Origin of the sequence: Kitasatospora sp. NPDC101235 (assembly GCF_044767505.1) — a bacterium.
GTDB lineage: Bacteria > Actinomycetota > Actinomycetes > Streptomycetales > Streptomycetaceae > Kitasatospora.
Genome location: NZ_JBIWNZ010000031.1, coordinates 74,705 through 101,346 on the forward strand (window position 1 = coordinate 74,705; position 26,642 = coordinate 101,346).

Here is a 26,642-nt window from a genome sequence, read left to right on the forward strand (position 1 = left end):
CGTTGAGCGCGCAGCCGATCGCGTACGCGGACGTGAACCACGAGGCCGCGCTGAAGTACGCCGTCCAGCTCATCGACCACCGGTGGGCCCAGGTCATCGAGGGGCGGATCGTCCTGGTGTCACCCACATGGGACCACGAGAACGTCGCCGCCAAGACCCGCCGCCAGCTCGACCGCCGCGTCGACGAACTCGGCTGCATCAGCGGCTCCGGCAACCTCGACCTGCCCGGCTCATCCAACTGGTACATGCCCGACCTTGCCGTCATCCCCGAAGACCTCGCCAAAGGCGCCGGCGCCCTCACCCCCGACCAGACCCTCCTGGTCGTCGAGATCACCTCCGAATCCAACGGCGACACCGACCACGTCACCAAACGCAAGCGCTACGCCCAGTACGGCGCCCCGCTCTACCTGCTCGCCGACCGGCAGAACCGCACCTGCACCCTGTTCTCCGAGCCCCACGACCTCGGCTACGCCGTAGTGGACGGCCCGCACCCCTTCGGCACCCCGATCGACCTGCCCGAGCCGTTCAACCTCGTCCTGGACACCACGGCGTTCTGACCACCGCCGTCCCAGCCATGTCCCCCGCTATGTCCGTTTCGCTAGGAAATCGCGGCTCGTTGCCCCAGGTGACCGTGTTCCGCGTCGGACCTGTGGTCCGTCAGAACCGCTCGGTCGCTCGCGTGCGGCCGACGACGTCCTCGATCGCCTCGGCCGTCGCTGCCAGGTCCAGCAGCCGGTACGCCGTCGACCGCGAGACGTCGAGTTCCCCGGCCGCGTACGCACCCCACGACGGATAGCCCAAGGCGATCCACACCCGGCCGTGGTGCGCCGCGCGTACCCGCTCGGCCAGTACCAGGACGGCGGTGCGCACCTGCTCCACCGACTCGCGCAGCGCACCGGTCAGCCGCCGCGCCTCGGCCTCACCGACCAGGCCGCCCGGCTCCTGGTTCCGCCGCTTGCCCACACTCTCCCCCTGCCCGCGAGCAGCCGCCCGAACCCGGCGCCGGCCTGTGTCATGCCTGTAGGGGCTGTAGGGGTTGTGTTATTGACTGGCCCTTTTCCCAGGTGGGAGCGCTTCAGAGACAGGCTGTGAGGTCTGTGTTCGGGCCGGCGGTCCGGCTGGCCGTCACGGCGGCGTCCATCGTGGCGGCTAGTACTCCAGTGTGACTTTGTGATCGGCTCTGAGCGGCTGACGGGCCCGCTTGCCATCGGCGTCAACCGCGACTGTGTCCAGCTTCCTCCGCCTGCTCTCGCGCTGCCATCACGTCTTCGCCGTGTTCGAAGGCCCAGGTGCCGAACGCTTCGAGCGGCTCCAGCAGTGTCCGCCCCAACCGGGTGAGGGAGTACTCCACGCGCGGCGGCGACTCGGCGTACGCGCGGCGCTCCACCAACCCGTTGAACTGGAGCCGACGCAGCGTCTCCGTAAGGACTTTGGGACTGATCCCGCCGATCCGCTCGCGCAGCTCACCGGGCCGCGCGGGGCCCCCGCGTAGCGTCCACATCACCACGGCGTTCCAGGTGTTGGCGAGCAGATCGAAAGCGAGCCGGGCACGACAGTCGGCGACAAATCCCTGATCAGTGGTCACTTACCAGATGGTGCCCGAGCAGCTTCCTAGTGTCGTCCCGAATCCGACGACAGGGATCACTACGAGAGGCTGGACTGATGAGGATCGGTATTGCCGGTACGGGCAACATGGCGCGGGTGCTGGGTACACGATGGTCGCGTGCCGGCCACGACGTACTGGTGGGCGGGCGGGACGCCGGCCGCGCCGCGGCTCTGGCGGACCAGATCGGCGCACAGGCGGGGACTCTGCGGGACGCGGCCCGGCACGGCCGGGACGCGATGCTGCTGGCCGTGCCGTACTCAGCGGCGATCGGCGTAGTGTCCGGCCTGGCCGACACCGTGCGAGGCCGAACGCTGATTGACTGCAGCAACCCGATGGCGCTGGGCTTCGTCCTTGAGACCTGGGGCGGCCCCTCGGCGGCCGAGCGCATCGCGGCCGCAGCACCCGGCGCGTCCGTGGTCAAGGCATTCAATCTCTGTCACGAGAGCGTGTGGCGTTTGACCCCGCCGGTCTTCGGCGGACGCCCCCTCGCGGTGCCAATCTGCGGTGACGATGCACCGGCTCTCGAAGCGGTTCGGTTCCTTGTCCGCGACCTCGGCTGCGTGCCGGTCAACGGAGGAGGGCTCGACCGGGCGGGCCTACTGGAGGCGACGGCCGCACTTTTGATCGGCCTGTGGGTGGGTGAAGGTGCGGACGCTCAGGCGATCGCGCCGCCGCTGGAGTACGCGGGGGGTTGACCTCTCCTGATCCGCGCTCCTGCGTCGGACCGACGCGGGAACTGGCGCGGCCGCTGCGTGATCATCGGGGGTTGTGTGGACTCCTGAAGATCGTGCGGTGGCCGCGGGTCACGGCATAGACGCGGCCCGGTGGCGGGCGATGTTCGACCAGGCCATGGCCCGGATCGCGGGCCGGTTCCGGCGGGTGGAGCCTCGTTCCACCGCCCGTGCCTTCGTGCTCGGGCTTCTGTCCAGCGTCGAACGGAAGAACTGCTGGCGGCTGGCCGAGCAGGCCGGTCACGTCCGTCCCGGCCCGATGCGGCGACTGCTGCGAAGCGCACGCTGGGACGCCGACGCGGTCCGCGACGAAGTACGCGCCTACGTCTTCGAGCACCTCGGCACTGACGACGGTGTCCTCGTTGTCGACGAGACAGGCTTCCTGAAGAAGGGCCGCAGTTCGGCAGGCGTACAGCGGCAGTACACCGGCACCGCCGGGCGCATCGAGAACAGCCAGGTCGGCGTCTTCCTCGCCTACGCCTCCAGCAAGGGGCGAGCGTTGATCGACCGTCGGCTCTACCTGCCTGACGACGCATGGTGTCGGGACGCCGAGCGCCGCACCCAGGCGGGGGTTCCCGACCACGTAGAGTTCGCGACCAAGCCCACGCTGGCCGGGCAGATGATCGCTGCGGCACTGGACGCCGGGATCAGCGCCTCCTGGGTGAACCGGCGACGAGGCCTACGGCCAGGACCCCGGCCTGCGCGCTCTGTTGGAAGCGCGCCGGATCGGCTACGTCCTGGCCGTCGCCCGCAGCACCCGGGTACGGATCAACCAGGGGCGTACCGCCGCCCGCGCGGATGCCGTCGCCGACCGCCTGCCTGCCTCGGCCTGGCACCGGCAGACTGCCGGAGCCGGGTCGATCGGCACCCTGCATGACGACGCCCTGGCGCTGGTTGCCGCGCACGACGGCCTGGTCTACAACGTCGGCGACCGCTTCAGGAACCCGCACCACGGCCCGCGGATGCGGGAGCTGACCGGCCTGGACGAAGCCGTGCGCGACCACGTTCTCCGGGCCCCCGGCGTGATGCTGGAAGTCGAGCGGATCGCGGAGTCGGCCAAGGCCGTCGTCTACGGCTACGCCAACCGCTGCCGGCGCCTGGTCCACGTCACCGTCGCCTGCCGCGGCGGCCGGCACCGCTCGGTGGCCATCGCGGAGAGCGTGGCCGAGTACCTGCGCATCGACGAGACCAACGTCGAAGTCGAGCACCACCACATCGACCGGCCGATCGTCCAGAAGTAGCCGATCCGGCATCACCACGGCCAGGAACCTTGCTTCCTGGCAAACCAGTAAACAAGAAGCCTTGCTCCCCTTGACGGATAAGGGGAAGCGTCGATACCCGAGGAGAACACCATGGGCTTCTTCAGCCGCAACTCCGGCTCCAACGCGTCCGACTCGACCAGCGTCTACCGCTCCGAGGTCGATGTCACCACGGCCGACGGCCAGTCGGTCACCTACACCGCGACCGGCGCCGGCCCGGCCGGCGTCCCCGCCGACCAGGTGACCGCCGGAGCCGTCGCCGCGGTGCGCGCCGCCGACCCGACCGCCACCGTCACGGCCGCGCGCTCCCGCACCGTCAAGTAACAGACCGCGCCCCCGACAGCGCTCATCACGAACGGCGGGCCGCTCCCAGTGTCGATGGGAGCGGCCCGCCGCCGTCCATCATCCACCACCTGCGGGGAACACGACGATGGCCGGGCCCGCGGAATCGGTCCCGGCCATCGTCGTGCCAGGGGGTCAGCTGTCGGTGGTGGCGGCGGCCAGGCCTCCGGGGCCGAGCGGTCGGCGGGCGCCGGCCGGGGGCCGCTGCGCCGGATCGGTCGGCGGTGCGGGTTCCAGGAACGGTGCCCGCTCCACGGCCGTCAGCCTGGCCTCGGGGGACGGCTGGACCGGCAGATCGGCGGGGGACTCGGAGAAGGGGCGCCACAGGGGGCGCCGGTCGGAGGTCATGAGCGCCAGTCTGGCAGCGGGGCAGGGCGGGTGGTCACCGGTACTCCCAGACGTCGCGGCACCCGGTAGCCGGACGCCGACCGGTGAGTTTCCGCCCACCAGGCGAAACCCGGCGTCGGTCCGCGCCGGGAGGCGGGAGACTGTTGCGATGTCAGGATTCACGCGGGACACGAAGTACTACGGCGACCGGCTGGTGTACGAGCCGCTGGAGAGCAAATGGGGCCGCTACCACGCCACGCACTGCGGCTGCGGCGGCGACTGGCTTGAAGCCCACGCCATCCCGGCTGGCTTCACTGTCCTGCCTCGGGGCCGGAGCGGCTACTACGGCCTGGTGGGCCCCGGGCTGACGGAGGGCGTGGACGAGTCGGCGCTGACGACGAACGCCCTGTGGGAGGCGGTCACGGGTCAGCCCGGTGCCCAGAGCTGGTACGAGACCGTGCACGTCACGTGCCGCAGCGAGGAGTCCGAGGCCAAGCGCAAGGCGGAGAACGACGCCTACTACGCCGAGCGGCGCGCCCGCGCGGCGGCGGCGAAGACCGACAAGGCCACCGCCGCCCAGATCAAGTACCTGGTCAGCCTCGCCGAGCAGGTCGGCAAGGAGACGTTCAACGTGCAGTACGCCAAGGCCGTCAAGGGCACCACCATCAAGGTCAGGGGCCCGCGGGAGAAGGTGGAGACCGCAGCCAAGCGGCTGACCAAGGCGACAGCGCGCAAGCTGATCTCTGCCCTGGTTGAGCCCGCATAACTACACCCGAGGCGGCCGGCGGGTTTCCCCGGCGGCCGGTGAGCGTTGTCCTGGGTGGGTACGGTCCCACTGGACGAGCGCGTGGACGGGGCAGGGCATGGACGAGGGCGGGTACCGGGTCGAGCGGATCGGCCTCCTGATCGCCGCTCGCCGCCGCGAGCTGGGACTGTCGGAAGAGGACGTCGCCCGGAAGCTGGCGGACACCGGCCGCTGCTGCCCGACCCGTACCGACGTCTGGCGCTGGGAAGTGGAGTACCAGGGACGCGCCCCTGGCCCGCTCTACCTGCCGCTGCTCGCCGCCGTGCTGGACCTGGACGAGAGCCGGCTGCGCCGGGCCCGCGCCGCGTCAAAAGCGGCCCGGGCCGCCGCGCTGGCGGTGCCCGCACCCCGTACGGCGGCCGAGGTGATCGCCGACGCTCTGCCACCGGACACCGAGCTGTCGCCGTGCGGCACGAGCGCCGGCCGCACAGTCGGCGCGGCGGACGCCGAGGCACTGCTACGCCGGGTCCACGGCCTGCGCCTGGCCGACGACCTGCTCGCCGGACGCGACCTGGTGACGCAGGTGTCCGCCGAGCTGGACGCCGCCATCCTGCTGCACAACAACGGCTGCCACACCGAAGCCGTCGGCCGCCGGCTGCTGACCGCCGTCGGCGAGCTGGCGCAGCTCGCCGGATGGGCGGCCACGGACTCCGGCGGCCGGGTCGATCCGGTGCCGCTGTTCCGCAAGGGCGTGGCGGCCGCCCGCCAGGCCCACGACGGCGCGCTCGCCGCCCACCTCCTCGGATCCTGGGCCTACTGGGAGTCCAACCGCGGCCGCCTCGGTCGCGCGCTGGAGCTCCTTGGCGCGGCCGGGCAGCAGGCCACCACCGGCGACTGCCTGCGCGCCCGCTCCCTCACCTCCGCCCGTACCGCCTGGGTCGCCGCCCTCTGCGGCGACCAGCGCACCGCGCTCGGCGCCATCTCCACCACCCTCGACCAGGTCGACCAGGCCGACGCCGAACTCCCGGCCAGCACCGACCCGCGCCTGTGGCTGTACTGGGTCACCCGCGCCGAACACGACGTCATGGCCGCCCGCGTCTACACCACCCTGCACCGCCCACTGCGCGCCGTCCCCCTGCTGCGCACCGTCCTCGCCGACTACAACAGCGCCCACGCCCGCGAGTACGCCCTCTACTCCTCCTGGCTCGTGACGGCGCTGCTCGACGGCGGCGAACCCGAAGAGGCCGCCGCCGTCGCCGACACGATGTTCGCCGCCGCGGCCGCCATCCCCTCCTCCCGCGCCGCCGACCGCACCCGCACCGCCGTCACCGCCCTGCGCCACCACCAGGACGACATCCCCGAAGTCGCCGAGGTCCTCGCCCGCTGGTCCGCCTGACCCGGGATTGGCAGACGGATTGGCAGACGCACGGGCACTCTCGCCCCGGCCCGGCGCTGCGTAGCGTCGTGACCGTGCCGCCCCACTCCCAGCTTCCCGGTGCCGGGAAACGGACGCGGCGGCCGACTGCGGCGGTCCCCATGGCAATCCCCCCGGACACGGCGGACCGCCGCTCACCCCGTCCCCCGCCCAGCCGGAGCACGCGATGACGACACCCCCTCCCCGCCACCCGCACCCCCAGGCCGCGCCCCTACGCGCCCCGGCCAACACCACCCGCCACCACCCGGAGCCCACCGGCACCGCCACCGCCCGCACGCCGCGCGACGACCACCGCACCCAGAACGACCGCCGCGCGCGCCGCGCCCTCCCGTGGCCGTGCGCCACCGACCGGAGCGCCGCATGAGGCCCCCGACCGCCCCGGCCGGAACCTCGGGGCCCGCCGCCCCCGGCCGCGCCGCCCACCGCGCCCCGGTCCTACGCCAACTCGCCGACGGGCGCCGCCGGCGCCGCCAGCACCGGGGCGATGCCCGGTGACGACCAGGACCCGGGACAACCTCACCTCCCCGGACTTCGTTCCGCGCGCCGACCGACACCCCGGGCTGCGCATCGGCACCTACCGCGTCGACAGCGCCGGCACCCGCTACGACCGGATCCCGCTCATCGAGGTGGACGTCGTCCCCGGCGACCCCGGCGCCTACCACCCAGACAAGGGCTGGCCGCTCTGCACGTGCGCACGCTGCCGCACGGAGGAGACCTGACCCGACGACACCACAGGCCCGAGGGCCGGGACGCCACCCGCGCCCCGGCCCTCGTTGAGGCAGCGGACGAGTCCAGGCAGCCGGCCAGCCGGATCGTTGGCGTAGGCGATGGTGTAGGCGTAGCCGTCAGGAGCGGGCCGCACCCGGCCGTGTGGCCTGCTCGTTGAACGCGGCAGCGAACGGAGGGGAAGAACGCCGATAGCCGATCTTGAAGACCTCAGCCACTGGAGCAGCTGGTACTCCGAGCCGAATTCATGACACTCCCCCTGCGGAAGCAACGTGCGTTGGCGAGCGCGTGCGGTTTCGTCTGGCTGGTGGTTGTGGCCTGAACTGGCCACGGCCCGTGGGGGGAGGTGGTAGTACGGGACGGGGTCCGCACTGAGGGGCAGTGTCGGCGAGATAGGGGGTAGCCGAGATGTCCTCGCGCTTACGGGCGTTCGCCCGGCTGATCACGGTGGTCGCGATCGTCACGGTCTATGTCGCGCTGCACCTGGCGACCAGTGCGGGCCTGGATCTGCAGGCCTGCGACCGCTTCCGTGACGCCCCCGTTCGGGCTGCCGCGTTCACCGCCGCGCTGGACCGGTATGCCGCCGGGGAGGCGTCCGCGCGAGCCGAGATCGGCGCGGGCGACACGTGGTTCAAGGAAAATGCCCCGTTGGGAGCGAGCCGCTCCGCGGTCTCCTCCGCCACCACGGGCATCGAGGAGGGCCAGGTCTCCCTCGCCCGCGAGCAGGTCGCCGGGCTGGCGGCGGATGTCCGACGGGACCAGGCGCAGCTCGACCGTGAACTCGGCTCGTCGCGCGCGGTAGCGCTGTACTGGGCGGTGCCCGCCGTGGTGCTGCTCGGGCCCGTGCTGTGGCTGCGGCGTCGGCGCAGGTCGGGTGCCGCGGAGATTATCAGCGTGGTCAGCCGGTTCGCCCCGCCCCAACCGTGGTGGCGGCGGCCGGTGTTCCTGCTGGCCAGCGGTGCCGGATGTGTGCTGTTCGCGGCGGGCGCCGTCGCCGTCAGCGCGGCACAGCGGCGGGGCCATGAGATGCCGCCGATGCGCTTCATGCTGACGCTGGTCGGCGGCCTCGCCGCGATCGGTGCCGCGGTGCTGAGCCTGCGCTACACCCGCCCGCGCTCGGCGCGCGGCGCGGCCCAGGCGCTGCTGGCCGACGGCCGCCAACCCGTGCTTTACCTGCGCAGCTTCGCCGACGACGACCTCGCGGCCCAAGTCGACGACTCGGCGGCGTTCGTCAGCATCCACTCACGGGAGGAGCAGCTCGCGGTGGCGTTGGGCGCCGTCGGACCCGTGATCACGGTGGGTAGGCCGGGAGAGCGGCTGCCGCGGCTGGGGGCGGCGCGGTTCTACCTGCCGCTCGACGACTGGCAGCCGGCGGTGCTGCGGCTGATGGAGCTGTCCCAACTCATCGTGCTGCGCCTGGGGGCGGGCGAGGGGCTGTGGTGGGAGGTCCAGCAGGTCCGTGCCACCCAGCCCGCGCGCAAGCTCGTCCTGCTGGTGCCGGGCGGGGTGCCGGAACTGGCCGAGCGGCTGGACGAGCACCTGCCGACCCCGTCCCGGCTGGCCGAGGTGAGTGGGGGCGATCCCTGGACCGGCGCCGTCATCACCTTCGGCCCCGAGTGGGCGCCCCACGTGCGCCCGGTGGGGCCCGTGCCCCGTACCAAGCTCCCGCGGGGCGCGCTGGTGCGCCGCGGGGCCCGCAGCGTGAAGGCGGGCTGGAGGGCGGTGGCCTTGTTCACGCCCACGCTGGCCGTGTTCACGCCCACGCACCACCTGGCCCGCGCCATCAAGGACGCCCTGGCGTCCGTGGGGGTCCGTAAACGGATGATGAGCTGGCGGGCCACTTTCGCCGCGCAGAGGTCGCTGTGGCAGGGATTCGCCTTGGTCACGGTCCTGGCCCTGCTGGGCTGGCTCGTGGGCCGGGTGCTGCAACTCCTCGGCATCGGTTAGTGCCGTTCCGTTACGACCGTCCCGCATGACATCCCGAGAAATCGGGGACACAACAGGGCAGCGGTCAATCGCATCCCGGCCCATGCAATGCGCTGCGGGTCGTGGATCTCTGGGGGAGGATCATGGACGGTCCACAGCAAGGCATGCCGACGAACGCGAGCCCGCTCGCCGCGCAGCGGCCGAGGACGGTGACCGGGGCGGCCACCGTCGCGACGGCACTGATCGTGTTGGCGTGCGTGCGTGAGGTGTTGGTCACGGTAGGCAACTGGCGCATCTACTTTCTCGTCCACGACTACCTGGAAGGGCAGGCGACGGACGCGGACGTGCTGGCCGCCGACTCCGATGTCCTTGCGAAGCTGGGGTCGTTCTGGGTGTCGGTACTGGTAGGGGGTGCGGCTGGCATCGCGTTTCTGGTCTGGCTGTGGCGGGCCCGGATCAACTCCGAGCTGATGAGCGGTGCCGCCGCGCACCGCCGGGCTCGGGGTTGGGTGGTGGGCGGCTGGACGGTCCCGGTAGCCAACTTGTGGATCCCGTACCAGGTTGTGTCGGACATCTGGCGGGCCAGCGCCCCCCGGCGGTCCGCCTCAGTCACCCTGGTCAACGCCTGGTGGGCGCCGTTTGCGGTCGCCGCCGTCATCGTCAGGCCGATGCAGTGGCGCACGGCCGAGCAGTTCGACAGCGAGCACGATGTGCTGACCAACGCGAACCTGTCCACCCTCCTCACAGCGCTCGAGGTGGTGGCCGGCCTGCTCATCGTCCTCATCATCAGGCGCGTCACCGCGTGGCAGACCTACAGGAACGTCGGGAATCCGGTGTGAGACCCCGCAACGACCAAGCGGAGATGCCAACGTGGCCGAAATCAGTGACTCGCTGTGGAACGAGAACATCGACGCGGAGAACTTCCGCGACACGGCCGCGACGTATCACGCCGCCGTCTTCGAGCAGTACAAGCTGTGCGTGGAGATGGCCGACCGGGTCAGCGCCCGGCGCAACCTTGCCAACACCTTCTTCCTGACCCTCCACAGCACTCTCCTCGTCTTCCTCAGCACCTGGCTGTCCCAGGAGCACCACCGCGGGACTCCGGTCGTACTCGCACTCGCGGCCCTGCTGGTCCTGCTGGGCATGTGCGGCACCTGGTGGATCACCGTCCGTTCCTACCAGCAGCTGAACAAAGGCAAATTCGAGGTGATCGGGCTGTTCGAGGAGCGGCTGCCGGCCCGCGCCTTCGTGGCCGCCGAATGGCGTGCTCTTGGCGAGGGGCGGGACTGGCGCGTCTATCTCCCGCTCAATCGTGTCGAACGCTGGATCCCTCTCTTCTTCGCCGTGGCCTACCTTCTGGGCTTCGCCGCCGTCGCGCTGTGACGGCGGCGTCCATCGTGGCGGCCAGGGCGGGCAACTCGCGTTCCAGGTCGCCGAGCACCGTGTGGGGCATCGCCGCGGCCAGCGCGCAGACCGCGACCAGTGCGATCCGCTCGCCCATCGCCAGCTCCGGGAGCGCGTGGGCGTACGGGCTGCCGGTGACGATGTCGGCGGCCAGGTCGTACGCCAGCTCCTCGTCCAGCTGCCCGTCGCCGCCCGGGACCACCTCCCGGCCGGCGGCCCGCTCGACGGCGTCGGCGGCCCGCTCCAACACCCGGCGATGCCGCTCCTGCGCCTGCCGGGCCGCCAGCTCACGCTCCCACCCGGCCGCCACACGGCCCACCTCGCCCGCCTCGGCGAGCAACACGTTCACCGCGTGCTGCCGCTCCCGCTGCTCCTGCTCCTCGCTGTCCCCCGTGTCCTTGACACGGGGGACGGTGATCGGATCCGTCATGACGGGTGAACCGGCCCGGCCCGACCCCGGTCACGGGCAGACTGTGATCATGACTCCCGCCCGCCGCCCCCTGTGGCAGCCCTCCGCCGACCCGGCCACCGACACACCCCCGGCCGAACCACAGCGGCTGCTGCCGGCCGAGCGCCTGCCGCTCCCGGAAACCCTCCCCACCACGCCCCACCCGGATCAGCCCCGAGCCGAAGGCGGGCGCCGACCGCTCGGCCCAGGCGGCCTCACCTACACCGAAACCGAGTAGAACCGGCCGCACAGACACACCCCCGAGCGCTGCGCCTGCGCAACCGCCGCCCGCTGTCCTCGCCCACGCCGTTGCGCATGCGCAAGCCGTCCCTGCGCATGCGCAACGACCGGCCGCACGCCACCGGCGCCACCGCGCTGTCCGGGCGGCCGGATACCCTCCCGATCATGGAGACCGGAAACGACGCGCGACGAATCAAGGTGACGTCGGGTATCGACGTGCGACGAATTGAGACACAGTCGCAGGCACAGGGCTGCGTCGAGTGCGGCGCCGAGCTGCGCGCCTCCGGCCCGGGCCGGCGCCCGGTCTACTGTGACCGGGCCTGTTCCTCGAAGGCCTACCGGCGCCGACGGGCCGAGCACCAGCAAGACGCCGTTGCCGACGCCCTTGTTTCCTCGCGCGTCGAAATCCCGGCCACCGGCGAAGCCGGCCACCGCGAGCTCCTGGAACTCGCCGCCGCCGTGCAGCGCAGCACCGCCCGCTTCCTGGAGAACCTGGAACAGGCCCGCCGCGGCGAAGGCGACGACCCGCGCTGCAACCAGGCCCTCGCCCTCCTGGAGGCCAACCTCACCGGCGCCACACAGCGGATCATGCGCCAAGCCCACGTGCTGCGCTACGAGACGACCGCCGCCCGGCTCCGCACCGAACAGGCCCACGCCCAGGCGCCCACCCCCGAGCCCGCCGCCCCCCTTGATTCCCCGCGCGTCGAAACCGCCGGCCCGGCCGCCGGTATCGGCCGGGGCGCCGCAGCGGACGATGAGACCGGCGCGGTCGCCAGTACACCCGCTGCCCGCTCCATCGTTTCCTCGCGCGTCGAATCGAGCCGCGCCGGCACGGCCGCTGCCCGCTCCACCGTTTCCCCGCGCGTCGAAACGGACCAGGCCGCGCCGGCCGCAGAACAGAGTTCCGCTCCGGCCGACGGGCGCCACCTCGCAGCGTCCGTCGCGCAGCAGCCGCAACCGGTCGACACCCTGCCGCAGGAACTGCTCCTGGCTCTGGCCTCCGAGCGCACCTCCTCCTCGCCGCTCGCCCGCGGCCTGGGCGCCCCGACCGACACCTGGAGCATCGACGGGAGCGACCTGGTGGTGGAGGGCTGGAACAGCACTTCAGACCTGTTCGCCGTCCGCGACCCGAACCGCCGACTGCTCGGCTGGGCCGAGGCGCTCGGCGACGGCTGGGGCACCTACATCCAGGGCCGCCTGATCATCGACGCCACCGACGGCGACCCCTGGCTCTCCACGGACGCGCCCCACGCCGTCGCCCTGCTCCGCGCCGCCTGCAACCAGCAGCTGACCTGACCCGCACCGCCAGCAGCCAGGGCCTTTTCCGCAGCTTAAGGCCAGTTTCCGGCGCATCTCACCGGCCCGACATACCTCTGTGCGCCTGGTCCTGGTGGTGGGGATGTGATGGGTGGCGGGTGGGCGCGTCGGTCCGGGCAGGGCCGCTCACCGGCGCTGGCCTCCCCTTTGCGTCCGGCTGGTGCCGGCCGCGCGTGGTGATGTGGGACGGGCGGCCCGGCGCTGACTCACGCGGCGAAAGTCTGCGAGCCCGCCGCAGTGGCTGGCCTGGCCATCACGAGTGTGACGGCGCTTCATGGCGAGCTGGTTCAGTCTGGCGGTATCCGGAGGGCGAGAAGTGCCGTGTCGTCGGTGCTGCCGGATGGCACGATCCGAAGAATCTGATCGCAGAACTCCTCCAGTGGGTATCCCGCCACGTGGGCGGCGTGACGGCGCAGCCTTTCCAGTCCCGCCCCGAGATCGGTACCCGGGATTTCCACGAGGCCGTCCGTGAACAGCAGCAGCGTTGAGCCGGCCGGTAGGTCCTCTGTGCCGTCATGACGCTCGGGATCCCCGCCCGCTCCAAGGACGAGCCCTTGGCCGGCCTCCAGGTAACGCGCCCCGCCGCCGGACGGCGTTGCGGCCGCGGGAAGCAGCAGCGGTGGCGGATGCCCGGCACTTGTCCATCGCAGCCGCCACGGCCCGGCGGCCAAGGGCTTCTCGACGTAGGCGAGGATCACGGTTGCCATGGGAACATCCGTCAGGCTCGCCATCGCGTCATCGAGTCGCGCCATGACAGAGGCTGGCGCCTCGTGCCGATCCCAGGCCAGAGCGCGAAGGAAGTTACGCAGCTGGGCCATCCAGGCCGCCGCCTGGAGATCGTGTCCAATCACGTCGCCGATCACCAGCGCCGTCGCGCCGTCGCTGAGCCGGAACGCGTCGTACCAGTCACCCCCGACCCGCGAACCGGCAGGGGCGGGCTGATAACGGGCAGCCAGCCGCATGTCCGGGTCGCGCGGCAGCTCAGTGAGCAGATTGTGCTGCATAGCAGTCGCGATATCGCGCTGCTCGCCGAACAAGCGGGCGTTGTCGATGGCCACGCCGGCCCGGTGACCGATGTCGGCGAGCAGGGCCAGCTCGCCTTCGGTGAAGGGCCGGCCCGCACCGGTGCGCACGGCCGTGATCGCCCCGGTGGTCTCGCGGCTGCTGGTCAGTGGCACGACAGCCGCCGAGGTCGCGCCCAGGGCGCGCAGGAAGCCCGTCTGGACGGCAGCGAGCGGGGCATCGGGCGGTTCGGCCATCTCCCGCACACCGAGCACAACAGGCTCTGCGCCGTGCAGCACCCGCACCAGCGCCGAACGCGACAGGGCCGTCGGCGGCGGCAGCGGACCCCGCCACGCCTCCAGAGCGAAATCCCGCCCCGCCAGGCCGAGGACGGCAACCCGGCGGATGTCGCCCTCAGGGGTCCGCAGATCCACGGCCACCCAGTCCGCGAGCTCGGGGATGAGCAGCGGGCCGAGCCGATCCACCGCCTCCTCGACGTCGAGGGTCTCGGACAGCACCTCGGTGATCGCGCCGACCAGGGTCAGCCGCTCGGTCAGGCCCTCCAGAAGGCTCACCCGGGCAGCCTCCCGCGTAATGGGCGCACTGCTCCCCGCGACATCGGCGAACAACACGGCCAAACCCACCGTCCGGCCCCCACTCATGATGGGTGCCGCCGACCAGCGCACCGGCAGAGCCCTGCCGTCGCCGGCCAGAAAAGCGTCGCTCTCACCCCAGGCCGGCCGCCCCTGCGCGGCGACCGCCAACAGCCGACACCGGGAGCGCGGAACCGGAGCACCGCCGGGATCCCGATGCAGCAACTCGTGCGCATCCGCCCCCACCATCATCGCCGCCGCCCGGCCCAGCAGTCCCTCGGCCCACGGATTGACGGCCACAATCCGTCCCCCTGCGTCCAGCAGGAGCACCCCGGCCGCCAACCCGGCGAACGCCGAGCCCAGCAACTGCTGCTCGTCTTCCGGACCACCGCCGTCGAGCATCACCGCGCTACCGTCTGCCGGTCTACAGGCGCTGCTCGGGACTGGAGGTGGCCGGCGCCCCAAGGCCGCCGGTCACCAGCGCGTACGCATGCGCCAGCTCCACCAGGGCCCGGTGGTGCTGTCCGGTGTACTCGCCCAGCGCCCGGGTCTCCACGCTGATCGCCTTCAGCAACTCTGTCCGCGCTTCCGCCTCCGGCGAGACTTCCGAGGCCGGAGACTCGTTCGACGCCATCACAACTCCCTCGCGCAGTCCGTCGGCGGCTGACACAACAGCTGCCCCAACGACTCCATACTGCAACCGTGCACGCCCTGCCGCCGGGAGCAGAGGCTGCAGAGGTAGCCCTCCCATGTCCGAGGGCGCACTGCTGCCAGACCTGGACCAGTGAGCGGACCCTGCCAGGAGGCCGAGTAGTGGTCCCTACGCAGGGCCTGCCAGGCCCGGGCGGCGCACACGTGACAGGTACGACGCCCACAGGACCCAGCGACGCCGGGGACTGGGCCACGATGTCGACCGAAGGCCTGCCCGGTGACATCGCGGCGAGGATCCGGGCTGCCCGGGATGCAGGGGTCGACGAGCACCACCTCGTCAGACACCAGCAGAGCCACCCCATCCCCATTTCATGAATTCCAACTGCAATACTGAAACCGGTGCAGGTCACAGCCGTGCAGCGCCGCTGCTGCTGCACTACGGGGCACTGGCAGCAGCAGCAGGACAAGGGGGTGCAGCAGGCCTGCTACCCGCCGCCTGAGGTTTCGCCCCGCGCCCGGCGGCGAGGCGAAACCCGGCCGGGGCGTCGGCCTTGATGGCTACGATCCCGGGATGGACAGCGCCCCGCCGACCGCCGCCACCGACCAGCCGGCCGACGACGCGCAACCGGCCCCGCGGTGCGCCCGGTCCGGCTGCGCGAACCCGGCGCTCAAGGGCTCCACCGGGCGGCCGCGCACCTACTGCTCGCGCTCGTGCCGCAGCAAGGTCGACCGTGCCAAGGCCAAGGCCCGCGAAGAAGCAGCACAAGTAGCAGCGAGCGCCGCTGCACCAGACGCTGCTGCACCGCCCAGTGCAGCAGCCGGCCCCGCTGCTGCACCGGCCGACGCGGCACCCGCTGCGCTCGCTGCGCCTGCTGCACCGGCGGCCGCCGCCGGGGCCGACGACGTCGTGGCCGCCCGCTGGGGAGAAGACGGCCAGCACCTCCTCGGGATCGCTGACGCGCTGCGCCGCCGACTGAGCCGCTTCCTGGAGGAGACCGCGGCCGGCGATCCGGCCGACGCGTTCGCGGAACTGGCGAAGGTGCTGCCCGTCTACGGCACCCGCGCCTACATGGCCGCGCAGGAGATCCGGGACAAGGCCCGCTGGCCGGACCTGAGCGAGCACGAGCGCCTGGTCGCCCGCTCGCGCGAGCGGCTCGACCGCTGGGGCCTCGACGGCCTGGACGACGACGGCCCGGGCGACGCCGATGGCCCCGGCGCCGGGGAGACTAACGCCTCGCGGGGCGAAACCCCGGGCGACGACGGCCCGGCCGAGCAGCCAACCGCCCCCCGCGCCCGAGCCCGACGCCGTTCCCGGGCAGGACGCCGGGCAGACGCCGGCCTGGCGGTCCGCGGCCGAGGCCGCCGAGCAGGCCCGCCGGGAGGCCTGCACCGACCCCGAGCGCCGCTTCGACTTCCCCGACCTCCTGGACGACCTGGAGCCCACCTTCGGCCCCGGCTGGGAACTCGGCTCCTGGCTCACCCCCGACGCCCAAGGCGTTCTCCAGCTGCGCCACGACAGCACGCCGATCGGCTGGACCGCGCCGCTGCCCGAAGGGCCGTGGGGCCAGGCCGGATGGATCGCCGTCCTCTACCAGCCGCCCGGCGCCAGGCTTCTCGTCGACACCTTCTCCCGCCCCAAGACCCACCCCACCGCGGACCTCGCGCTGGACGCCATCCTGCGCGCACACCAGAGCGCCCGGCCGGCGCCGGGCCGCACCATGGCGACGGGGGCCGCCACCCACGGGTGGCGGCCCCCGTCGCCGTCGCGTTCAGGTGCTGCGGCGGGGCAGAGGAATCTGCCCCGCCGGGTGGGAGGTCAGCCGAAGCGGGTGTTGCTGGCCCATGCCGCGGTGCCGTCGGCCTTGTAGAGGACCAGGTTGCCGTCATTCTGGAACACGAAGCACGAGTTGGGGCCGGCCCACCAGGTGCCGGTGGACCACAGGGCGGCGCCGTTGGTGTCGTAGATGACGAAGTTCCCGTCCCACTGCATCTTCGCCTTCGCGCCTGGGTGGTTGTACGTGCCGCTGGCCCAGATCGGCTCGCGCCTCTCCCTGTTGTACAGCACGAGGTTGCCGTCGCTCTGCATGGCGAGTTCGTATATGTAGCTGAAGCTGCACCAGGCCGCGCCCGGCTCGATGGTGTCGCCGGCCAACGTGAAGACGCCATTGTCGGCGTCCGCGTTGTGGATACAGGCGGGCATTGCGAGGGCGGGGCTGGCGGGCGCGCTGGAGCCCGCCGTGGCGGGGGTGAGGTCGGACGGGCCATGGGCTTGGGCCGCCGTCGGAGCGAAGGCCGCCAGCGCGACCGCTGCGGCCGCGATCGCGGTCCCCTTGGCGAACCTGGTCGTGAACCTGGTCATTTCACCATCCTGACTGTGTCTGAACATGATGTGCTCACAGTTGCTCCCTTTCGGTGTTCGCCGTCAGCTTTGCCGGCCGGTTCGTCCCAGCTGCAACGGTGGGACGGCGATCTGGGACGCGGGAACGCTTCTACCCTGTTTGAGCTGGGAAGACGTAACCTTCCTGGGACGCGCAGGCAGGGGCTCGGGATGGCGCGGCCGGCGGCGCCGGCGACTTCGGGGGAACCGGCCACAACTCCGATCGCCCTGGCTATCGGGCCAGTTCCGAAAGTCCTGCGCATATCCCCTCCGCGGGCGATGGATCGCTTTGCGCGGAGCCTCTGTATCGAATTTTCTCAACCGCGACGACAGTAGCCACCCAAATAGGCCCAGATCCACCCCCTTGGCGTCGAGTTCGCTTTGAATGCTAAATGACTATTGTCGATTGGCCTGTAAATTGGCGGGCCACGGCTTGAAGTTGCGGCAGCGTGACTGAAATCACTCAAAAGAGATCGCATATGGTCTGCAATTGTCGGATATATCGTTTTACAGGTGCACTGTCGCCAGCAGGACGACGACCCGCTGTGCCCGCCGCTGGATCCGTACCTGCGCGGCCTGGGCCGCTACGACCTGATTCGCAACGCCGGAACGCTGCTCGGTTCCGGCTGGGACCTGGTCGGCTGGAGCCGGGCCCCGTCTGTTCTACGTCCGCAAGGACGGCCGGGCGCTCGGCTGGATTGAGCGCGGCGTCGGCCGCATCGACGGCTGGGCCGTCCTGGTCGAGGGCGCCTTCCTCGTCGACTCCACGGCCCCCGGCCACCCGCTCGCCCACAACACCGCCCACCCGGCGCTGCACCACGACGACAACGCGCTGCACCACGACGACAACGCGGTGCAGCACGACGACAACGTGATGCAGCACGACGACAAGCTGGTGCAGCATCAGGACAAGGGGGCGCAGTGCCCCCTTGTCCTGATGCTGCTGCTGGAGGTTGTCCGGGGCGGGCCGGCCTGCCCGGCCTGGTTGTCCCCGAGGTGCAGCAGGTTGTCCCGGCCGGATGCCGCCGCGCCCTCGGCGGTGCAGCATGCAGCAGGGCGCGCAGCGGGTTGTGCTGCACCGTCCAGAGCCCTGGTGCAGCACAGCGCAGGCCGGCGTCACCGCCGAACTGCTGCACCTGCCGCTCCCGGCCCGGCCGCGGACGGGCATCAAGGAATCGCCTGGAAACCTTGGTGACCCCTCCTCATACCTTGAGGCCACAGCCGCCAAGCCGTCCGGGTGCCCGGCGCCCTGGCGGCCAGACCTGGGAGCGGCATCAAGGTGAGCCGTGCTCCGGCGGTCACCCGGGGCATCAAGGTGTCGGACGGTCCACCAAGGTTCCCGCTCGATACCTTGATGCCCGCCCGCGGCCGGGCCCAGAAACCTTGGCGGGCCATCAAGGTAGCGGCGTTCTCGCAGGTCAAAGCATTGGTGGCGTACTGGTGCCGGTCACCAAGTTCCGCGGCCACCGCCGGGTCACCAGGGGGGGCGGGGCCGCCGTGGTGGTGCCGGGCGATCGCCTCCAGCAGCGCCTGCCACGCGCCCCACAGCCGCCCCTGCTCGGCGGCCAGGGCGTCGGCCGCCCACACCGGCAGCGGCCTCCCCAGCGCCACCGCGGCCAGCGACTCCTCCAGCTCACCGCCAGCCCGCTTCCAGTCCTCCAACCGCTTGACCAGACCCCGCACCAGGACATCGACGGCCCGACCGGGGTCCAGCCCTTCCTGGCGGGCCTCCTGCGCGGCCTCCCCGAGGACGTCCTCGTCCAAGCCCTCGAACACCTCCTCCCACCGCGCGGCCACCAGCCGCCGATGGCCCGCCAGCACGCCCTGCAGATCGGCGTCGACCGACTCCCGGGACCAGGGCAGCGGGGACCGCGGCGCCCGTACACCCGCGGCGGCCAGGACCCGGTCGGTGCCCGGCCCCAGCCCGAGACCGCGCCGCGCCGCGGGACGACGAAGTGCAGCTCACCCCCGCTCCAACGCCGCCGTCCCCGGATTCGTCACCCCGGCCGCCAAACCGGCGGCGCAGGCCGACCGACCGTGCCGCGCCGATCGCATGTAGGTACCACCGCAGGCGCCACCGTAGACGCCACCGCAGGCAGCACCGCAGCCACCACCGCAGGTACCCCGCCGCCTCCGCCCGTCGCCGAGCGTTTCCGCAGCTCAGAAGCGGTTTTCGGGCTGCCGGAAAATCCGAGAACCCCCTCTGTCTGTCCCTCTGCCCTGGTTGCTAGTGGTGTGGTGGTGCGGTTTGGGTGACGGTCCGGACGGCAGGGCTTGTCACCCTGCCGGGAGCTGGTGGTGTGGCGAGCGTCCGGCAGCGCCGGCCACCACGCCCGGCGAGCGGGCCGACGCCCACCGCCGTTGAACGGCCGGTGAGCAACCCGTTCATCCTCGGCCCCGGCGTGGCCCACGCTCCCGGCCCGCAGCAGCCGTCCCCGGGCCACCAGCAGCCACCCCCAAACCAACCCGGCCGCCGTCCCGGCCCCGCGCCCCGCAAACCGTCATGACGGACCGCCAGCGCCATGACCCGCGCTGCGCCGCGCCTACACCGACCGCCCACCGTCCCGACCGCCTAACGACCCGGCCGCCCGCCCGGCCGCGCACCGTCACGGCGCCGACGACCGCCAGGGCCGACCAGCCGACCACGTGAGGACGGGCGTGCCCGAGGCCCGCCCCGGGTAGTGTCCGACCGGGACCGCCGCCTGCCCGGACCTGGTCGTCCAGAGGCCGGTGAGAATCGCCCCGCGACACCTTGTCCCGGGCCTCGACGGAGGCCGCAGCACGCTTCCGGTGCCGCTTCCAATACCGCTTCCGGTCACCCCGCGCCTTGATGCCGTATCAGCACAGGTCAGACCCCTTGTCCCACCTGCCCCAGAACGCCGACAACCCCTCTGTCGCCTAGCGCGGCTCCATCGAGGTCTCGCTCCGGCCACTCCATCCCTTCGCCCAACCCCCGGGCCCCCCGGCCCCCCAGGGGAGGGTGCCCGGGGCTCGCGCCGCAGCCGGGCAACCGGGCGCTCCGGTGGGCGCGGGCGGCCGGGCCGGCGGACCGGTGCGGCGGTGGCCGGGCGGCCGGTGCCGCAGACGGGCTCGGGCGGCGGCTGGCGGGCGTGGCCGACTTGTCGGTCGTGTGCGGTATGCAGAGCAGTCAGCCACCGCACCACAGCCGACGACCAGGGGGAGCACCGTGAGCCACCGCCAGCCCGCCCCGGACACACCCGACCACCCCGACAGCCAGGCACCGGCCGCTGCGCCTGGCAAGCGCGTTCGCAAGGCGTCCAGGGCCAATCCGGGCGGCTCCAGCAACGACCTGCGGGCCGACGTCCTGTGCGCGGTCGCCGTGCTGAAGATCGTCACCCCGCACCAGCTCTGGCGCCTGGTCCGCCCAAAGGCGTTGGAGAACAAGTTCGCCCGCGCCGCGCTGAACGACCTTGCCCGGCAGAAGGTGACCGTCAAGCACGGCACCGGCCGGGACGGCCGGGACATCTGGGGGATGACGACCGCCGGCCGCGACGCCGCCCGCGCGCTGTTCCCCGACGGCCGGGACATGGGCGGCATCGCCCGCAAGGCCGGCACCAGCTCCGCCGCCGGCCACGCCCTGGCCGTCTCCGACACCATCATCAGCTTCGTGCGCGGCGGCACCGGCCAGGGCGTCGACCCCAAGGGCATCCACGGCGACCGCACTGACATTCCCCTCGTAGCGTGGAGTCGTGACCAGAGGGGAAGTTGAGGGTCATGGCGGGGAAGAGGCGCTCGTACGACGCGGAGTTCCGCGCGGGTGCGGTGCGGATCGTGACGGAGACCGGGAAGTCGGCCGCGGAGGTCGCGCGGGACCTGGGCGTGCACGAAAGCACGCTGCAGAACTGGGTCCACCGCGCCCGGACCCGGGCGGACGCGCAGGCGGCGGGAGGCTTGAGCGAGTCCGAGCGCGACGAGCTGCGCCGACTGCGGGATGAGAACGCCCGGCAGCGCAAGGAGATCGCCGAGCTCGGGATGGAGCGCGATGTCCTCAAGCGATCGGTGGTCCTGTGGGTGAAGGAGGCGATGAAGTGACGGTTGCGGGCTTCATCGCCGACCAGAGGACCGAGCACGGCGTCCCGCACACGACCGCCTGCCGGGCCCTTGGAGTGTCCGAGTCCTGGTTCTACAAGTGGCGCCGGCGTCCGGCCGAGCCGACGGCCCGCGAGGTCCGGCGGGCTGAACTGACCGAGCGGATACGGCACTTCTTCGCCGCGTCCGGCAGCACCTACGGCTCGCCCAGGATCACCCTGGACCTGTGGGCCGAGGGCTGGCAGGTCTCGGAGAACACCGTTGCCAAGATCATGGCCGAGCTCGGGCTCCAGGGCCGCAAGCCCCCGCGCCGACGCCGGTCACTGACCCGCCAGGGCAGACGCAAAGCGGCCCGCGACCTGGTCAGTCGCCACTTCGACGCGGTGGCGCCGAACGTGCTGTGGGTGGGCGACATGACCGAGATCGACACCGGCGAGGGCAAGCTCTACCTGGCCACGGTGATCGACCTGTTCTCGCGCCGCCTCCTCGGCTACGCGATGGGTGCCCACCACGACGCCGCCTTGGTCGGCGCCTCGCTCACGATGGCAGCGGCCACCCGTGGTGGCCGGGTGGACGGCGTGATCTTCCACTCGGATCGCGGCAGCGAGTACAGCAGCCGGGCCTACAACGAGCTGTGCGACCGTCTCGGCGTGGTCCAGTCGATGGGCCGGGTCGGGTCGGCGCTGGACAACGCCGCCGCCGAGAGCTTCCACTCCACGATCAAGGTCGAGTACATCCACCGGCACCGCTTCGCCACCCGCGCAGAGGCCCGCTTGAAGATCGCGACGTGGATCACCGACTTCTACAACACCCGTCGCCGACACAGCGCGGCCGGCGGACTACCGCCCGCAGGGTTCGAACGGATCATCGGCAAGGCGCGAGCCGAGGCTCATCAGGAGGCCCAGGCCGCATAACGAAGGACTCCACGGTTACAGGGGATTGACAGCACCGCCCCCGGCGTCGGACCGGGCTTCGGCCGGATCGAGCAGTGGGCCACCGAGATCGAACATCTCACCCCGCACAAGCCCACCGTCCGCACCGACGCCGTCCTCCAGGCCCCCGACCACGGCGTCCCGGTGCTCCTGGTCGAAGTCGACCTCGACAACGAGTCCAACCCGATCGTCGCCCGCAAGCTCGACCACTACCGCGGCTTCTTCGAGCACTACCGCGTGCTGCCCTGCCCGTACCCACGCGGCAGCAACGGTGCCATCGGCTGGGGCAACCGACCCCAAGAACGCGAAACCCACTGGCGTCGCACCTACCCGGCCACCGGCCGCCCCGGCTACCCGCCCGTGGCCATCGTCCTTGGCCACCTCGGCCCCCGTGCCCTGCGCCAGCGCGTCCAAGCCCTCACCGACCTCACCCGCCGCCACTGGCAAGGCGAACACCTCGGCGACGGCTACTACGACCGCAGCGAAGCGATCCCGATCCTGTTCACCAGCCTGGAGATGCTGATCGAACGCGGACCGCTCTCCCCGATCTGGCGCCGCGCCGGCCGCGAAGGCCCCCTCCAGCCCATCCACGCCGCCCTCGACGACCACGACGGACCCCAGGCGTACGCCGAGCACCGCGAAGCCCAGCGCGCCCAGCAGCAGGCCGACCAGGAAGCCGCCGACCGCCGCCGCCAACAGCGCGAACTCCTCGCCACCGCCTGCCCCGACTGCCACCGCACCGCCGACAAGTACAAGATCCCCCGCTACGCCTCCGACGGCGAGAAGCTCTGCCACTTCTGCCAGCAGAAGGCCGACCAGGCCGCGCAGACCGAAGCGGCCCAGCAGATCACCGCCGCCGCCGAGGCCCACAGCGCGCGCGTCCAGATCGCCGAGAACGCCTCATTCCTCCGCACGGTATTCGGTCCACGCAAGCTGAAAGAAGCCAAGGAAAAGAAGCGCTGAGAAATGCCGGAAAATGCGGTGACTGAGAGCGCGTTGATTCCCAATGTCAGCAGCCGCCGCACTTTCGTATCTGGTTTCGTATCTGGGTGCGCACCAGGTTTCGTTTCTGGTTTCGACTAGAGAACCACCTTCAGGGCCGACCACAGGTAATCCCGCAGCTCAAGCCCGGTCAGTTCACCCGGCCCGATGCCGACTTACCTCTGTGCGCCCCCTGCCCTGCCGATGGAGTGGTGGTGTGGGGTGGGGAGCGGGTGCGTACGTCGGCCCCAACGACGCTGCGCTGTGCCTGTTCCTCCGGGCCGGGCGGCCGGGGCGGGGCGGCCGGTGGGTGTCCGGGGAAGTCGGGCGCCGCCCGCCCCGCTCGTCCAGGTACGCGTTCGGCTGCTCGGTCGGGCACCCGCTTGGGTACGCGTTCGGCCGCTCGTTCAGCCTCACGACCCCGCACCGAGCCAGCATCAGCGCAGCAGGTCAGCGCGACAACGCGCCGTTCTCACCGGCCCGACTTACCTGTCCTGCGCCCTGCCTGGTGGTGTGTGGTGCGGTGTGGTGGGTGGGTGGGTGGGCGCCGGCTGGCCGGGTGGGGCGCTGCGCTGTGCCTCTCCTCTCGCGTCCGGCTGGTGCCGGCCGCGCGTGGTGGCGGGGAGGGGCCGGGGCGGCCGGTGCGGGCCGTCCCCGGTCAGCTATGGGGTGGCGGTGGGGGTGAGGAACGTACCCGTGCCGCGGCCGCCGCGCTGCGCGGCCCCGAGCAAGCGGCGACGGTGCGGCCCTGGGTGCGCCGTCGCCGGTTCTGACGGGTTGCTGGGTCGCGCTGTCCGGTGTCCTGCGAGCCGGTGGACCCGCCCGTGCGGCTGCTGCTTGGTCGCTCGCCGGTTCTCCTGCTTCAGTCGCGGACTCATCGACTGGCGCCTAGGAGACCGCTGAAGATCTTGCTCTGGCCGTCCGACTCACCCCAGATTGCCGGTAAATGTCAATCGCCATTAAGCGGGGCAAGGCGGGCGCATTTTCAAGATCTTCAGGACACTTCTAGACGAGTGGATCCGATGTGTGTGATCACGCCTCACGGCTTTACTCGCCAATGCGTAGGGTGGTGATCTTCGAGGCCCCATCCCGACCTTGCAGGAGTGACGCCCGTGCTTCTCGTGTCCGACCCCATCTTCGGCGAAGTGGAGCTCACTGGGTCAGCGACGGAACTGGCCCGCTTGGCAGGCGCAGTGGCCCAGGGCGAGGGATTCGTCAGCTCCGTGTCTGCGACTGTGCCGGACGGCGAGACCCTGGTGGGGGTCGAAGTCAGGGAGGCTCCCGGACCTGGGGTGTTGATTCATCTCGACTCCCAGCGTCAGATCCTTGTGATCAGCGGTGACCCCGTCGCGAGGGCTCTCTTCGCGGACAATCTCGATGCCATGACCACCGCCATGGCTGCCGAGGACGGCGGCGGCCACCGCCATATCGACCACTTTCCCGGGCATCCTTACCTCGTTGAGGGATCTATGCCCTTGGTGGTCGGTATCCCTGGTGGAGGTCCGCTTACTCGATGAGCAGGACTGCGATCAGTGGTCGTAGGCGATCAGCGAGCGGGTGACTGGTGCGCCGATGGCGTTGTTGTGCCAGATGCCGGCGGCCATCGCCAGGACGCGCTGGGCGACCCGGATCGCGACGCCCTCGAAGGTCCGCCCGCCGTGTTGTTCCAGGTTGAGCTGCCCTTTGAGGGTGTCGTTGACCGACTCGATCAGCTGGCGGACCTTCTTGAGTATCGGCTCGCCGTGGCGCTTCCTCTCGCGCTTGAGCGAGGGCCGCAGCAACTCGACGCCGAGCTCGGCGAGTTCCCTCTCGAACGCTTTGGACGCGAAGCCCTTGTCCGAGACGAGCAGGATGCCCGTCCGGCGGGCGACCAGGTCGGAGTCGACTTCGAGCATCGCGGCCAGGACCTCGCGCTCGCCGATCTTCGGGTTGGCCAGGGCCCACATGATCGGCATGCCCGTCGGCGTGCAGACCAGGTACAGGCGCAGACCCCAGAAGAACCGGGAGTGGGAGGCGCAGTAGCCGTAGCCGGCCCAGCCCGCCAGGTTGGAGCGCTTGACGGTCGGGCGCGACATGCCGCACGGCACCGGCGTGGAGTCGGTGATCCACACGGGGGCCGTCCAGAAGTCACTGTCCGTGGCCAGCTCCCTGATCATGCGCTTGACCAGCGGCAGCGCCGCGCGGAGCCGCTTGTTATAGCCGGCGCGCTGGGGCAGGTACGGGAACATGTCGCACAGGTGCTTGCGCGCGTAGCGCAACCAGCGGGCCTCGGAGTGGTAACCGAGCAGTGCCTGCGCCACCGCGAGGCAGACGAGTTCGGAGTCGTTGAGCAGAGGTGGACGGCCCAGCCATCGTGTTCCTCCGATCTCGTCGTCGATCTTCACGTACAGTGCGGTCAAGAGGGTGTCCAGGTCGGTCGTCACAAACTGATCTTGGATGCCCTCGCCTTTTTCGCGGCGGAACTTCGGAGCTACTCGTCTAGTATCGTGGGCGCCGGCAGGCCGGTGCCCGGGGAGGACCGGACGCCGTGGCCTGCTTGGCAGTCAACCATCAAGGGGGAGTTTTTGATGATCCGTCGCTATGCCACTATCGCCGCAGCCACGGTGCTGGCCACCATCGCAACGTGCACCGCGGCGTTCGCGGGCACCGTTCCCAACACGCCGTGACCTGAGCATCTGCGGGCCGGTTCCTTCACGGGGGCCGGCCCGCAGTGCTGTGCGCGTGCTCAGGAGGTGAGCGAGCTGCGCGGCTCCGCGAGCGTGGAACAGATCACCAAGCGGACTCCCCGCCGCCGGCGCTGACGGGCAGTGGCCCAACCAGGATCATCCCGTGGCGGCAGCCGGGCTCGCGTCAAGCCCCACGCTATGGCCTCAAGAGCTTTTTCTTGGTGTACCGGCAGCGGACTGGGCGGCCATCAGGCCAGGCTTTACGACGTTCACGAAAACGTGTCACCCCTCACCCCTCACCCATCCCCGCGCCCACACCAGGGACCATACGGGAAATGCTGACAGTGCCCTACTGATACATTCGACGGACCGGCTCAGAAATCCAGCCGAGCGGAATACAAGCCCGATTGAAGCGGTCATCCGACAGCACATTAGTCCCCGGCCGTAATTCCGGTGAATACGCGAAATGAGCGGGTCGGGACCCCGCTTCCGGCGGGATCACCTGACGCTCCAGGATTGATACATCTGGGACCGTTGCTCGCTCTGCCAGGGTAGCGCACCCTGCCCCGCCGAGAGGTCGAAACAGCGGCCTGGACTAAGGTCTAGACCAACCTGGCAGGAATGAAGCCGACCCGCACGCCCCCCAACCCCGACCCTTCCCCCAGTCAGCCCGTTTTGAGATCAGCCATTTCCCAGCCTAGCGAGGTGATATCAGCTCAGCCACCCGGCATCATGGAGCGAAGCGGAGTGATGCCGGCCCAGACGCGAAGCGTCGGGCCCACCCGGGCGAAGCCCGGGTGCGGACACGCGGAGCGGGTCCGCCGCCGGACCGAAGGTCAGGCGCGAACGGAGGGCCGAAGGCCCGTAGGGACCCGCTCCGCGGG

The 26,642-nt window shown here is 71.2% G+C and carries 30 protein-coding genes and 1 pseudogene; 22 read left to right on the forward strand and 9 right to left on the reverse strand.

Annotated elements, in window-relative coordinates; genetic code table 11:
• Nucleotides 1-2: 2 nt before the first annotated feature.
• Nucleotides 3-557 (forward strand): Uma2 family endonuclease, encoded by a 555-nt coding sequence (locus ACIRRH_RS35895; protein WP_403075959.1) that lies wholly within the window; start codon nt 3-5, stop codon nt 555-557.
• A 100-nt stretch (nt 558-657) separates the two neighbouring features.
• On the opposite strand, the gene ACIRRH_RS35900 is transcribed toward ACIRRH_RS35895, so the two are convergent.
• Together ACIRRH_RS35900 and ACIRRH_RS35905 are read right to left on the reverse strand one after the other, a co-directional pair.
• A complete protein-coding gene (locus ACIRRH_RS35900) occupies nt 658-963 on the reverse strand; it encodes a hypothetical protein (protein ID WP_403075962.1) in 306 nt (101 codons plus the stop codon).
• A 250-nt stretch (nt 964-1,213) separates the two neighbouring features.
• The gene (locus tag ACIRRH_RS35905; RefSeq protein WP_403075964.1) at nt 1,214-1,585 is read right to left on the reverse strand and encodes a winged helix-turn-helix transcriptional regulator; all 372 of its coding nucleotides are present in this window, start codon (nt 1,583-1,585) and stop codon (nt 1,214-1,216) included.
• Nucleotides 1,586-1,662: 77 nt separating this feature from the next.
• On the opposite strand from ACIRRH_RS35905, the gene ACIRRH_RS35910 reads away from it, so the two are divergent.
• From ACIRRH_RS35910 to ACIRRH_RS35925, 4 genes and pseudogenes are all read left to right on the forward strand, one after another.
• Nucleotides 1,663-2,301: an NADPH-dependent F420 reductase gene (locus tag ACIRRH_RS35910; protein ID WP_403075965.1), complete on the forward strand. Its 639-nt coding sequence runs from the start codon at nt 1,663-1,665 to the stop codon at nt 2,299-2,301.
• 154 nt (nt 2,302-2,455) lie between these two features.
• Nucleotides 2,456-2,941, forward strand: a pseudogene (locus tag ACIRRH_RS35915) (IS701 family transposase); the annotation flags it as partial.
• Nucleotides 2,942-3,047: 106 nt separating this feature from the next.
• On the forward strand, nt 3,048-3,578 hold the full coding sequence (locus ACIRRH_RS35920; protein WP_403075967.1) for a hypothetical protein: 531 nt from the start codon (nt 3,048-3,050) through the stop codon (nt 3,576-3,578).
• Between the two features lie 111 nt (nt 3,579-3,689).
• On the forward strand, nt 3,690-3,920 hold the full coding sequence (locus ACIRRH_RS35925; RefSeq protein ID WP_403075970.1) for a hypothetical protein: 231 nt from the start codon (nt 3,690-3,692) through the stop codon (nt 3,918-3,920).
• Between the two features lie 153 nt (nt 3,921-4,073).
• Here the strand turns inward: ACIRRH_RS35925 and ACIRRH_RS35930 are convergent, their stop codons facing one another.
• Entirely contained in the window at nt 4,074-4,286 is a 213-nt protein-coding gene (locus tag ACIRRH_RS35930; protein WP_403075972.1) for a hypothetical protein, read from the reverse strand.
• 148 nt (nt 4,287-4,434) lie between these two features.
• Between ACIRRH_RS35930 and ACIRRH_RS35935 the strand changes: the two genes are divergently transcribed.
• The 7 genes from ACIRRH_RS35935 (at nt 4,435) to ACIRRH_RS35965 (ending at nt 10,480) form a co-directional block, all read left to right on the forward strand.
• Nucleotides 4,435-5,031 (forward strand): hypothetical protein, encoded by a 597-nt coding sequence (locus tag ACIRRH_RS35935; RefSeq protein WP_403075975.1) that lies wholly within the window; start codon nt 4,435-4,437, stop codon nt 5,029-5,031.
• A gap of 97 nt (nt 5,032-5,128) precedes the next feature.
• Nucleotides 5,129-6,406, forward strand: coding sequence for a transcriptional regulator (locus tag ACIRRH_RS35940; RefSeq protein WP_403075977.1), 1,278 nt, complete (start codon nt 5,129-5,131; stop codon nt 6,404-6,406).
• A gap of 205 nt (nt 6,407-6,611) precedes the next feature.
• Nucleotides 6,612-6,809, forward strand: a complete 198-nt coding sequence (locus ACIRRH_RS35945; RefSeq protein ID WP_403075980.1) for a hypothetical protein — start codon at nt 6,612-6,614, stop codon at nt 6,807-6,809.
• A gap of 127 nt (nt 6,810-6,936) precedes the next feature.
• Nucleotides 6,937-7,164 (forward strand): hypothetical protein, encoded by a 228-nt coding sequence (locus ACIRRH_RS35950; RefSeq protein ID WP_403075983.1) that lies wholly within the window; start codon nt 6,937-6,939, stop codon nt 7,162-7,164.
• A 415-nt stretch (nt 7,165-7,579) separates the two neighbouring features.
• A complete protein-coding gene (locus ACIRRH_RS35955; RefSeq protein WP_403075986.1) occupies nt 7,580-9,118 on the forward strand; it encodes a transferase in 1,539 nt (512 codons plus the stop codon).
• 101 nt (nt 9,119-9,219) lie between these two features.
• Nucleotides 9,220-9,936, forward strand: a complete 717-nt coding sequence (locus ACIRRH_RS35960) for a DUF4328 domain-containing protein (RefSeq protein ID WP_403075987.1) — start codon at nt 9,220-9,222, stop codon at nt 9,934-9,936.
• A 31-nt stretch (nt 9,937-9,967) separates the two neighbouring features.
• Nucleotides 9,968-10,480: a hypothetical protein gene (locus ACIRRH_RS35965; protein ID WP_403075989.1), complete on the forward strand. Its 513-nt coding sequence runs from the start codon at nt 9,968-9,970 to the stop codon at nt 10,478-10,480.
• Here the strand turns inward: ACIRRH_RS35965 and ACIRRH_RS35970 are convergent.
• Complete coding sequence (locus tag ACIRRH_RS35970) at nt 10,404-10,931, reverse strand: hypothetical protein (RefSeq protein WP_403075992.1); 528 nt, start codon at nt 10,929-10,931, stop codon at nt 10,404-10,406. The two genes, ACIRRH_RS35965 and ACIRRH_RS35970, sit on opposite strands and share 77 nt — an antisense overlap.
• 49 nt (nt 10,932-10,980) lie before the next feature.
• Here ACIRRH_RS35970 and ACIRRH_RS35975 point away from each other — a divergent pair, with 49 nt between their 5' ends.
• Together ACIRRH_RS35975 and ACIRRH_RS35980 are read left to right on the forward strand one after the other, a co-directional pair.
• Nucleotides 10,981-11,187: a hypothetical protein gene (locus ACIRRH_RS35975; protein WP_403075994.1), complete on the forward strand. Its 207-nt coding sequence runs from the start codon at nt 10,981-10,983 to the stop codon at nt 11,185-11,187.
• Nucleotides 11,188-11,264: 77 nt separating this feature from the next.
• The gene (locus ACIRRH_RS35980) at nt 11,265-12,485 is read left to right on the forward strand and encodes a hypothetical protein (RefSeq protein WP_403075997.1); all 1,221 of its coding nucleotides are present in this window, start codon (nt 11,265-11,267) and stop codon (nt 12,483-12,485) included.
• Nucleotides 12,486-12,793: 308 nt separating this feature from the next.
• On the opposite strand, the gene ACIRRH_RS35985 is transcribed toward ACIRRH_RS35980, so the two are convergent.
• Together ACIRRH_RS35985 and ACIRRH_RS35990 are read right to left on the reverse strand one after the other, a co-directional pair.
• Entirely contained in the window at nt 12,794-14,503 is a 1,710-nt protein-coding gene (locus tag ACIRRH_RS35985; protein WP_403076031.1) for a SpoIIE family protein phosphatase, read from the reverse strand.
• Between the two features lie 22 nt (nt 14,504-14,525).
• The gene (locus ACIRRH_RS35990) at nt 14,526-14,735 is read right to left on the reverse strand and encodes a hypothetical protein (protein ID WP_403076000.1); all 210 of its coding nucleotides are present in this window, start codon (nt 14,733-14,735) and stop codon (nt 14,526-14,528) included.
• Between the two features lie 1,222 nt (nt 14,736-15,957).
• Here ACIRRH_RS35990 and ACIRRH_RS35995 point away from each other — a divergent pair.
• Nucleotides 15,958-16,620: a hypothetical protein gene (locus ACIRRH_RS35995; protein WP_403076003.1), complete on the forward strand. Its 663-nt coding sequence runs from the start codon at nt 15,958-15,960 to the stop codon at nt 16,618-16,620.
• Here ACIRRH_RS35995 and ACIRRH_RS36000 read toward each other — a convergent pair.
• On the reverse strand, nt 16,569-17,111 hold the full coding sequence (locus ACIRRH_RS36000; RefSeq protein WP_403076005.1) for a hypothetical protein: 543 nt from the start codon (nt 17,109-17,111) through the stop codon (nt 16,569-16,571). The genes ACIRRH_RS35995 and ACIRRH_RS36000 overlap by 52 nt on opposite strands.
• 531 nt (nt 17,112-17,642) lie before the next feature.
• Between ACIRRH_RS36000 and ACIRRH_RS36005 the strand changes: the two genes are divergently transcribed.
• On the forward strand, nt 17,643-17,831 hold the full coding sequence (locus ACIRRH_RS36005; protein ID WP_403076008.1) for a hypothetical protein: 189 nt from the start codon (nt 17,643-17,645) through the stop codon (nt 17,829-17,831).
• A 465-nt stretch (nt 17,832-18,296) separates the two neighbouring features.
• Here the strand turns inward: ACIRRH_RS36005 and ACIRRH_RS36010 are convergent, their stop codons facing one another.
• Complete coding sequence (locus tag ACIRRH_RS36010; protein WP_403076011.1) at nt 18,297-18,893, reverse strand: hypothetical protein; 597 nt, start codon at nt 18,891-18,893, stop codon at nt 18,297-18,299.
• 1,423 nt (nt 18,894-20,316) lie between these two features.
• On the opposite strand from ACIRRH_RS36010, the gene ACIRRH_RS36015 reads away from it, so the two are divergent.
• From ACIRRH_RS36015 to ACIRRH_RS36035, 5 genes are all read left to right on the forward strand, one after another.
• Complete coding sequence (locus tag ACIRRH_RS36015) at nt 20,317-20,859, forward strand: hypothetical protein (protein WP_403076014.1); 543 nt, start codon at nt 20,317-20,319, stop codon at nt 20,857-20,859.
• 5 nt (nt 20,860-20,864) lie between these two features.
• Nucleotides 20,865-21,182, forward strand: coding sequence for a transposase (locus ACIRRH_RS36020; protein WP_403076015.1), 318 nt, complete (start codon nt 20,865-20,867; stop codon nt 21,180-21,182).
• A complete protein-coding gene (locus ACIRRH_RS36025) occupies nt 21,179-22,093 on the forward strand; it encodes an IS3 family transposase (RefSeq protein ID WP_403076018.1) in 915 nt (304 codons plus the stop codon). The genes ACIRRH_RS36020 and ACIRRH_RS36025 overlap by 4 nt, the downstream gene beginning before the upstream one ends.
• A gap of 66 nt (nt 22,094-22,159) precedes the next feature.
• The gene (locus ACIRRH_RS36030) at nt 22,160-23,074 is read left to right on the forward strand and encodes a replication-relaxation family protein (protein WP_403076033.1); all 915 of its coding nucleotides are present in this window, start codon (nt 22,160-22,162) and stop codon (nt 23,072-23,074) included.
• 1,130 nt (nt 23,075-24,204) lie between these two features.
• Complete coding sequence (locus ACIRRH_RS36035) at nt 24,205-24,609, forward strand: hypothetical protein (RefSeq protein WP_403076021.1); 405 nt, start codon at nt 24,205-24,207, stop codon at nt 24,607-24,609.
• A gap of 12 nt (nt 24,610-24,621) precedes the next feature.
• Here ACIRRH_RS36035 and ACIRRH_RS36040 read toward each other — a convergent pair whose 3' ends face one another.
• Nucleotides 24,622-25,515: an IS982 family transposase gene (locus ACIRRH_RS36040; RefSeq protein ID WP_403076024.1), complete on the reverse strand. Its 894-nt coding sequence runs from the start codon at nt 25,513-25,515 to the stop codon at nt 24,622-24,624.
• A 9-nt stretch (nt 25,516-25,524) separates the two neighbouring features.
• Between ACIRRH_RS36040 and ACIRRH_RS36045 the strand changes: the two genes are divergently transcribed.
• Entirely contained in the window at nt 25,525-25,758 is a 234-nt protein-coding gene (locus ACIRRH_RS36045) for a hypothetical protein (RefSeq protein ID WP_403076027.1), read from the forward strand.
• The last annotated feature ends 884 nt before the right edge of the window (nt 25,759-26,642 follow it).

Bases quoted from the DNA above. Each gene is read 5' to 3' on its own strand.
- ACIRRH_RS35910 (WP_403075965.1), top strand. From the start codon at position 1,663: ATGAGGATCGGTATTGCCGGTACGGGCAACATGGCGCGGGTGCTGGGT.
- ACIRRH_RS35925 (WP_403075970.1), top strand. From the start codon at position 3,690: ATGGGCTTCTTCAGCCGCAACTCCGGCTCCAACGCGTCCGACTCGACC.
- ACIRRH_RS35930 (WP_403075972.1), bottom strand. From the start codon at position 4,286: ATGACCTCCGACCGGCGCCCCCTGTGGCGCCCCTTCTCCGAGTCCCCC.
- ACIRRH_RS35935 (WP_403075975.1), top strand. From the start codon at position 4,435: ATGTCAGGATTCACGCGGGACACGAAGTACTACGGCGACCGGCTGGTG.
- ACIRRH_RS35940 (WP_403075977.1), top strand. From the start codon at position 5,129: ATGGACGAGGGCGGGTACCGGGTCGAGCGGATCGGCCTCCTGATCGCC.
- ACIRRH_RS35945 (WP_403075980.1), top strand. From the start codon at position 6,612: ATGACGACACCCCCTCCCCGCCACCCGCACCCCCAGGCCGCGCCCCTA.
- ACIRRH_RS35955 (WP_403075986.1), top strand. From the start codon at position 7,580: ATGTCCTCGCGCTTACGGGCGTTCGCCCGGCTGATCACGGTGGTCGCG.
- ACIRRH_RS35970 (WP_403075992.1), bottom strand. From the start codon at position 10,931: ATGACGGATCCGATCACCGTCCCCCGTGTCAAGGACACGGGGGACAGC.
- ACIRRH_RS35975 (WP_403075994.1), top strand. From the start codon at position 10,981: ATGACTCCCGCCCGCCGCCCCCTGTGGCAGCCCTCCGCCGACCCGGCC.
- ACIRRH_RS35980 (WP_403075997.1), top strand. From the start codon at position 11,265: ATGCGCAAGCCGTCCCTGCGCATGCGCAACGACCGGCCGCACGCCACC.
- ACIRRH_RS35985 (WP_403076031.1), bottom strand. From the start codon at position 14,503: ATGCTCGACGGCGGTGGTCCGGAAGACGAGCAGCAGTTGCTGGGCTCG.
- ACIRRH_RS35990 (WP_403076000.1), bottom strand. From the start codon at position 14,735: ATGGCGTCGAACGAGTCTCCGGCCTCGGAAGTCTCGCCGGAGGCGGAA.
- ACIRRH_RS35995 (WP_403076003.1), top strand. From the start codon at position 15,958: ATGGCCCCGGCGCCGGGGAGACTAACGCCTCGCGGGGCGAAACCCCGG.
- ACIRRH_RS36000 (WP_403076005.1), bottom strand. From the start codon at position 17,111: ATGACCAGGTTCACGACCAGGTTCGCCAAGGGGACCGCGATCGCGGCC.
- ACIRRH_RS36020 (WP_403076015.1), top strand. From the start codon at position 20,865: ATGGCGGGGAAGAGGCGCTCGTACGACGCGGAGTTCCGCGCGGGTGCG.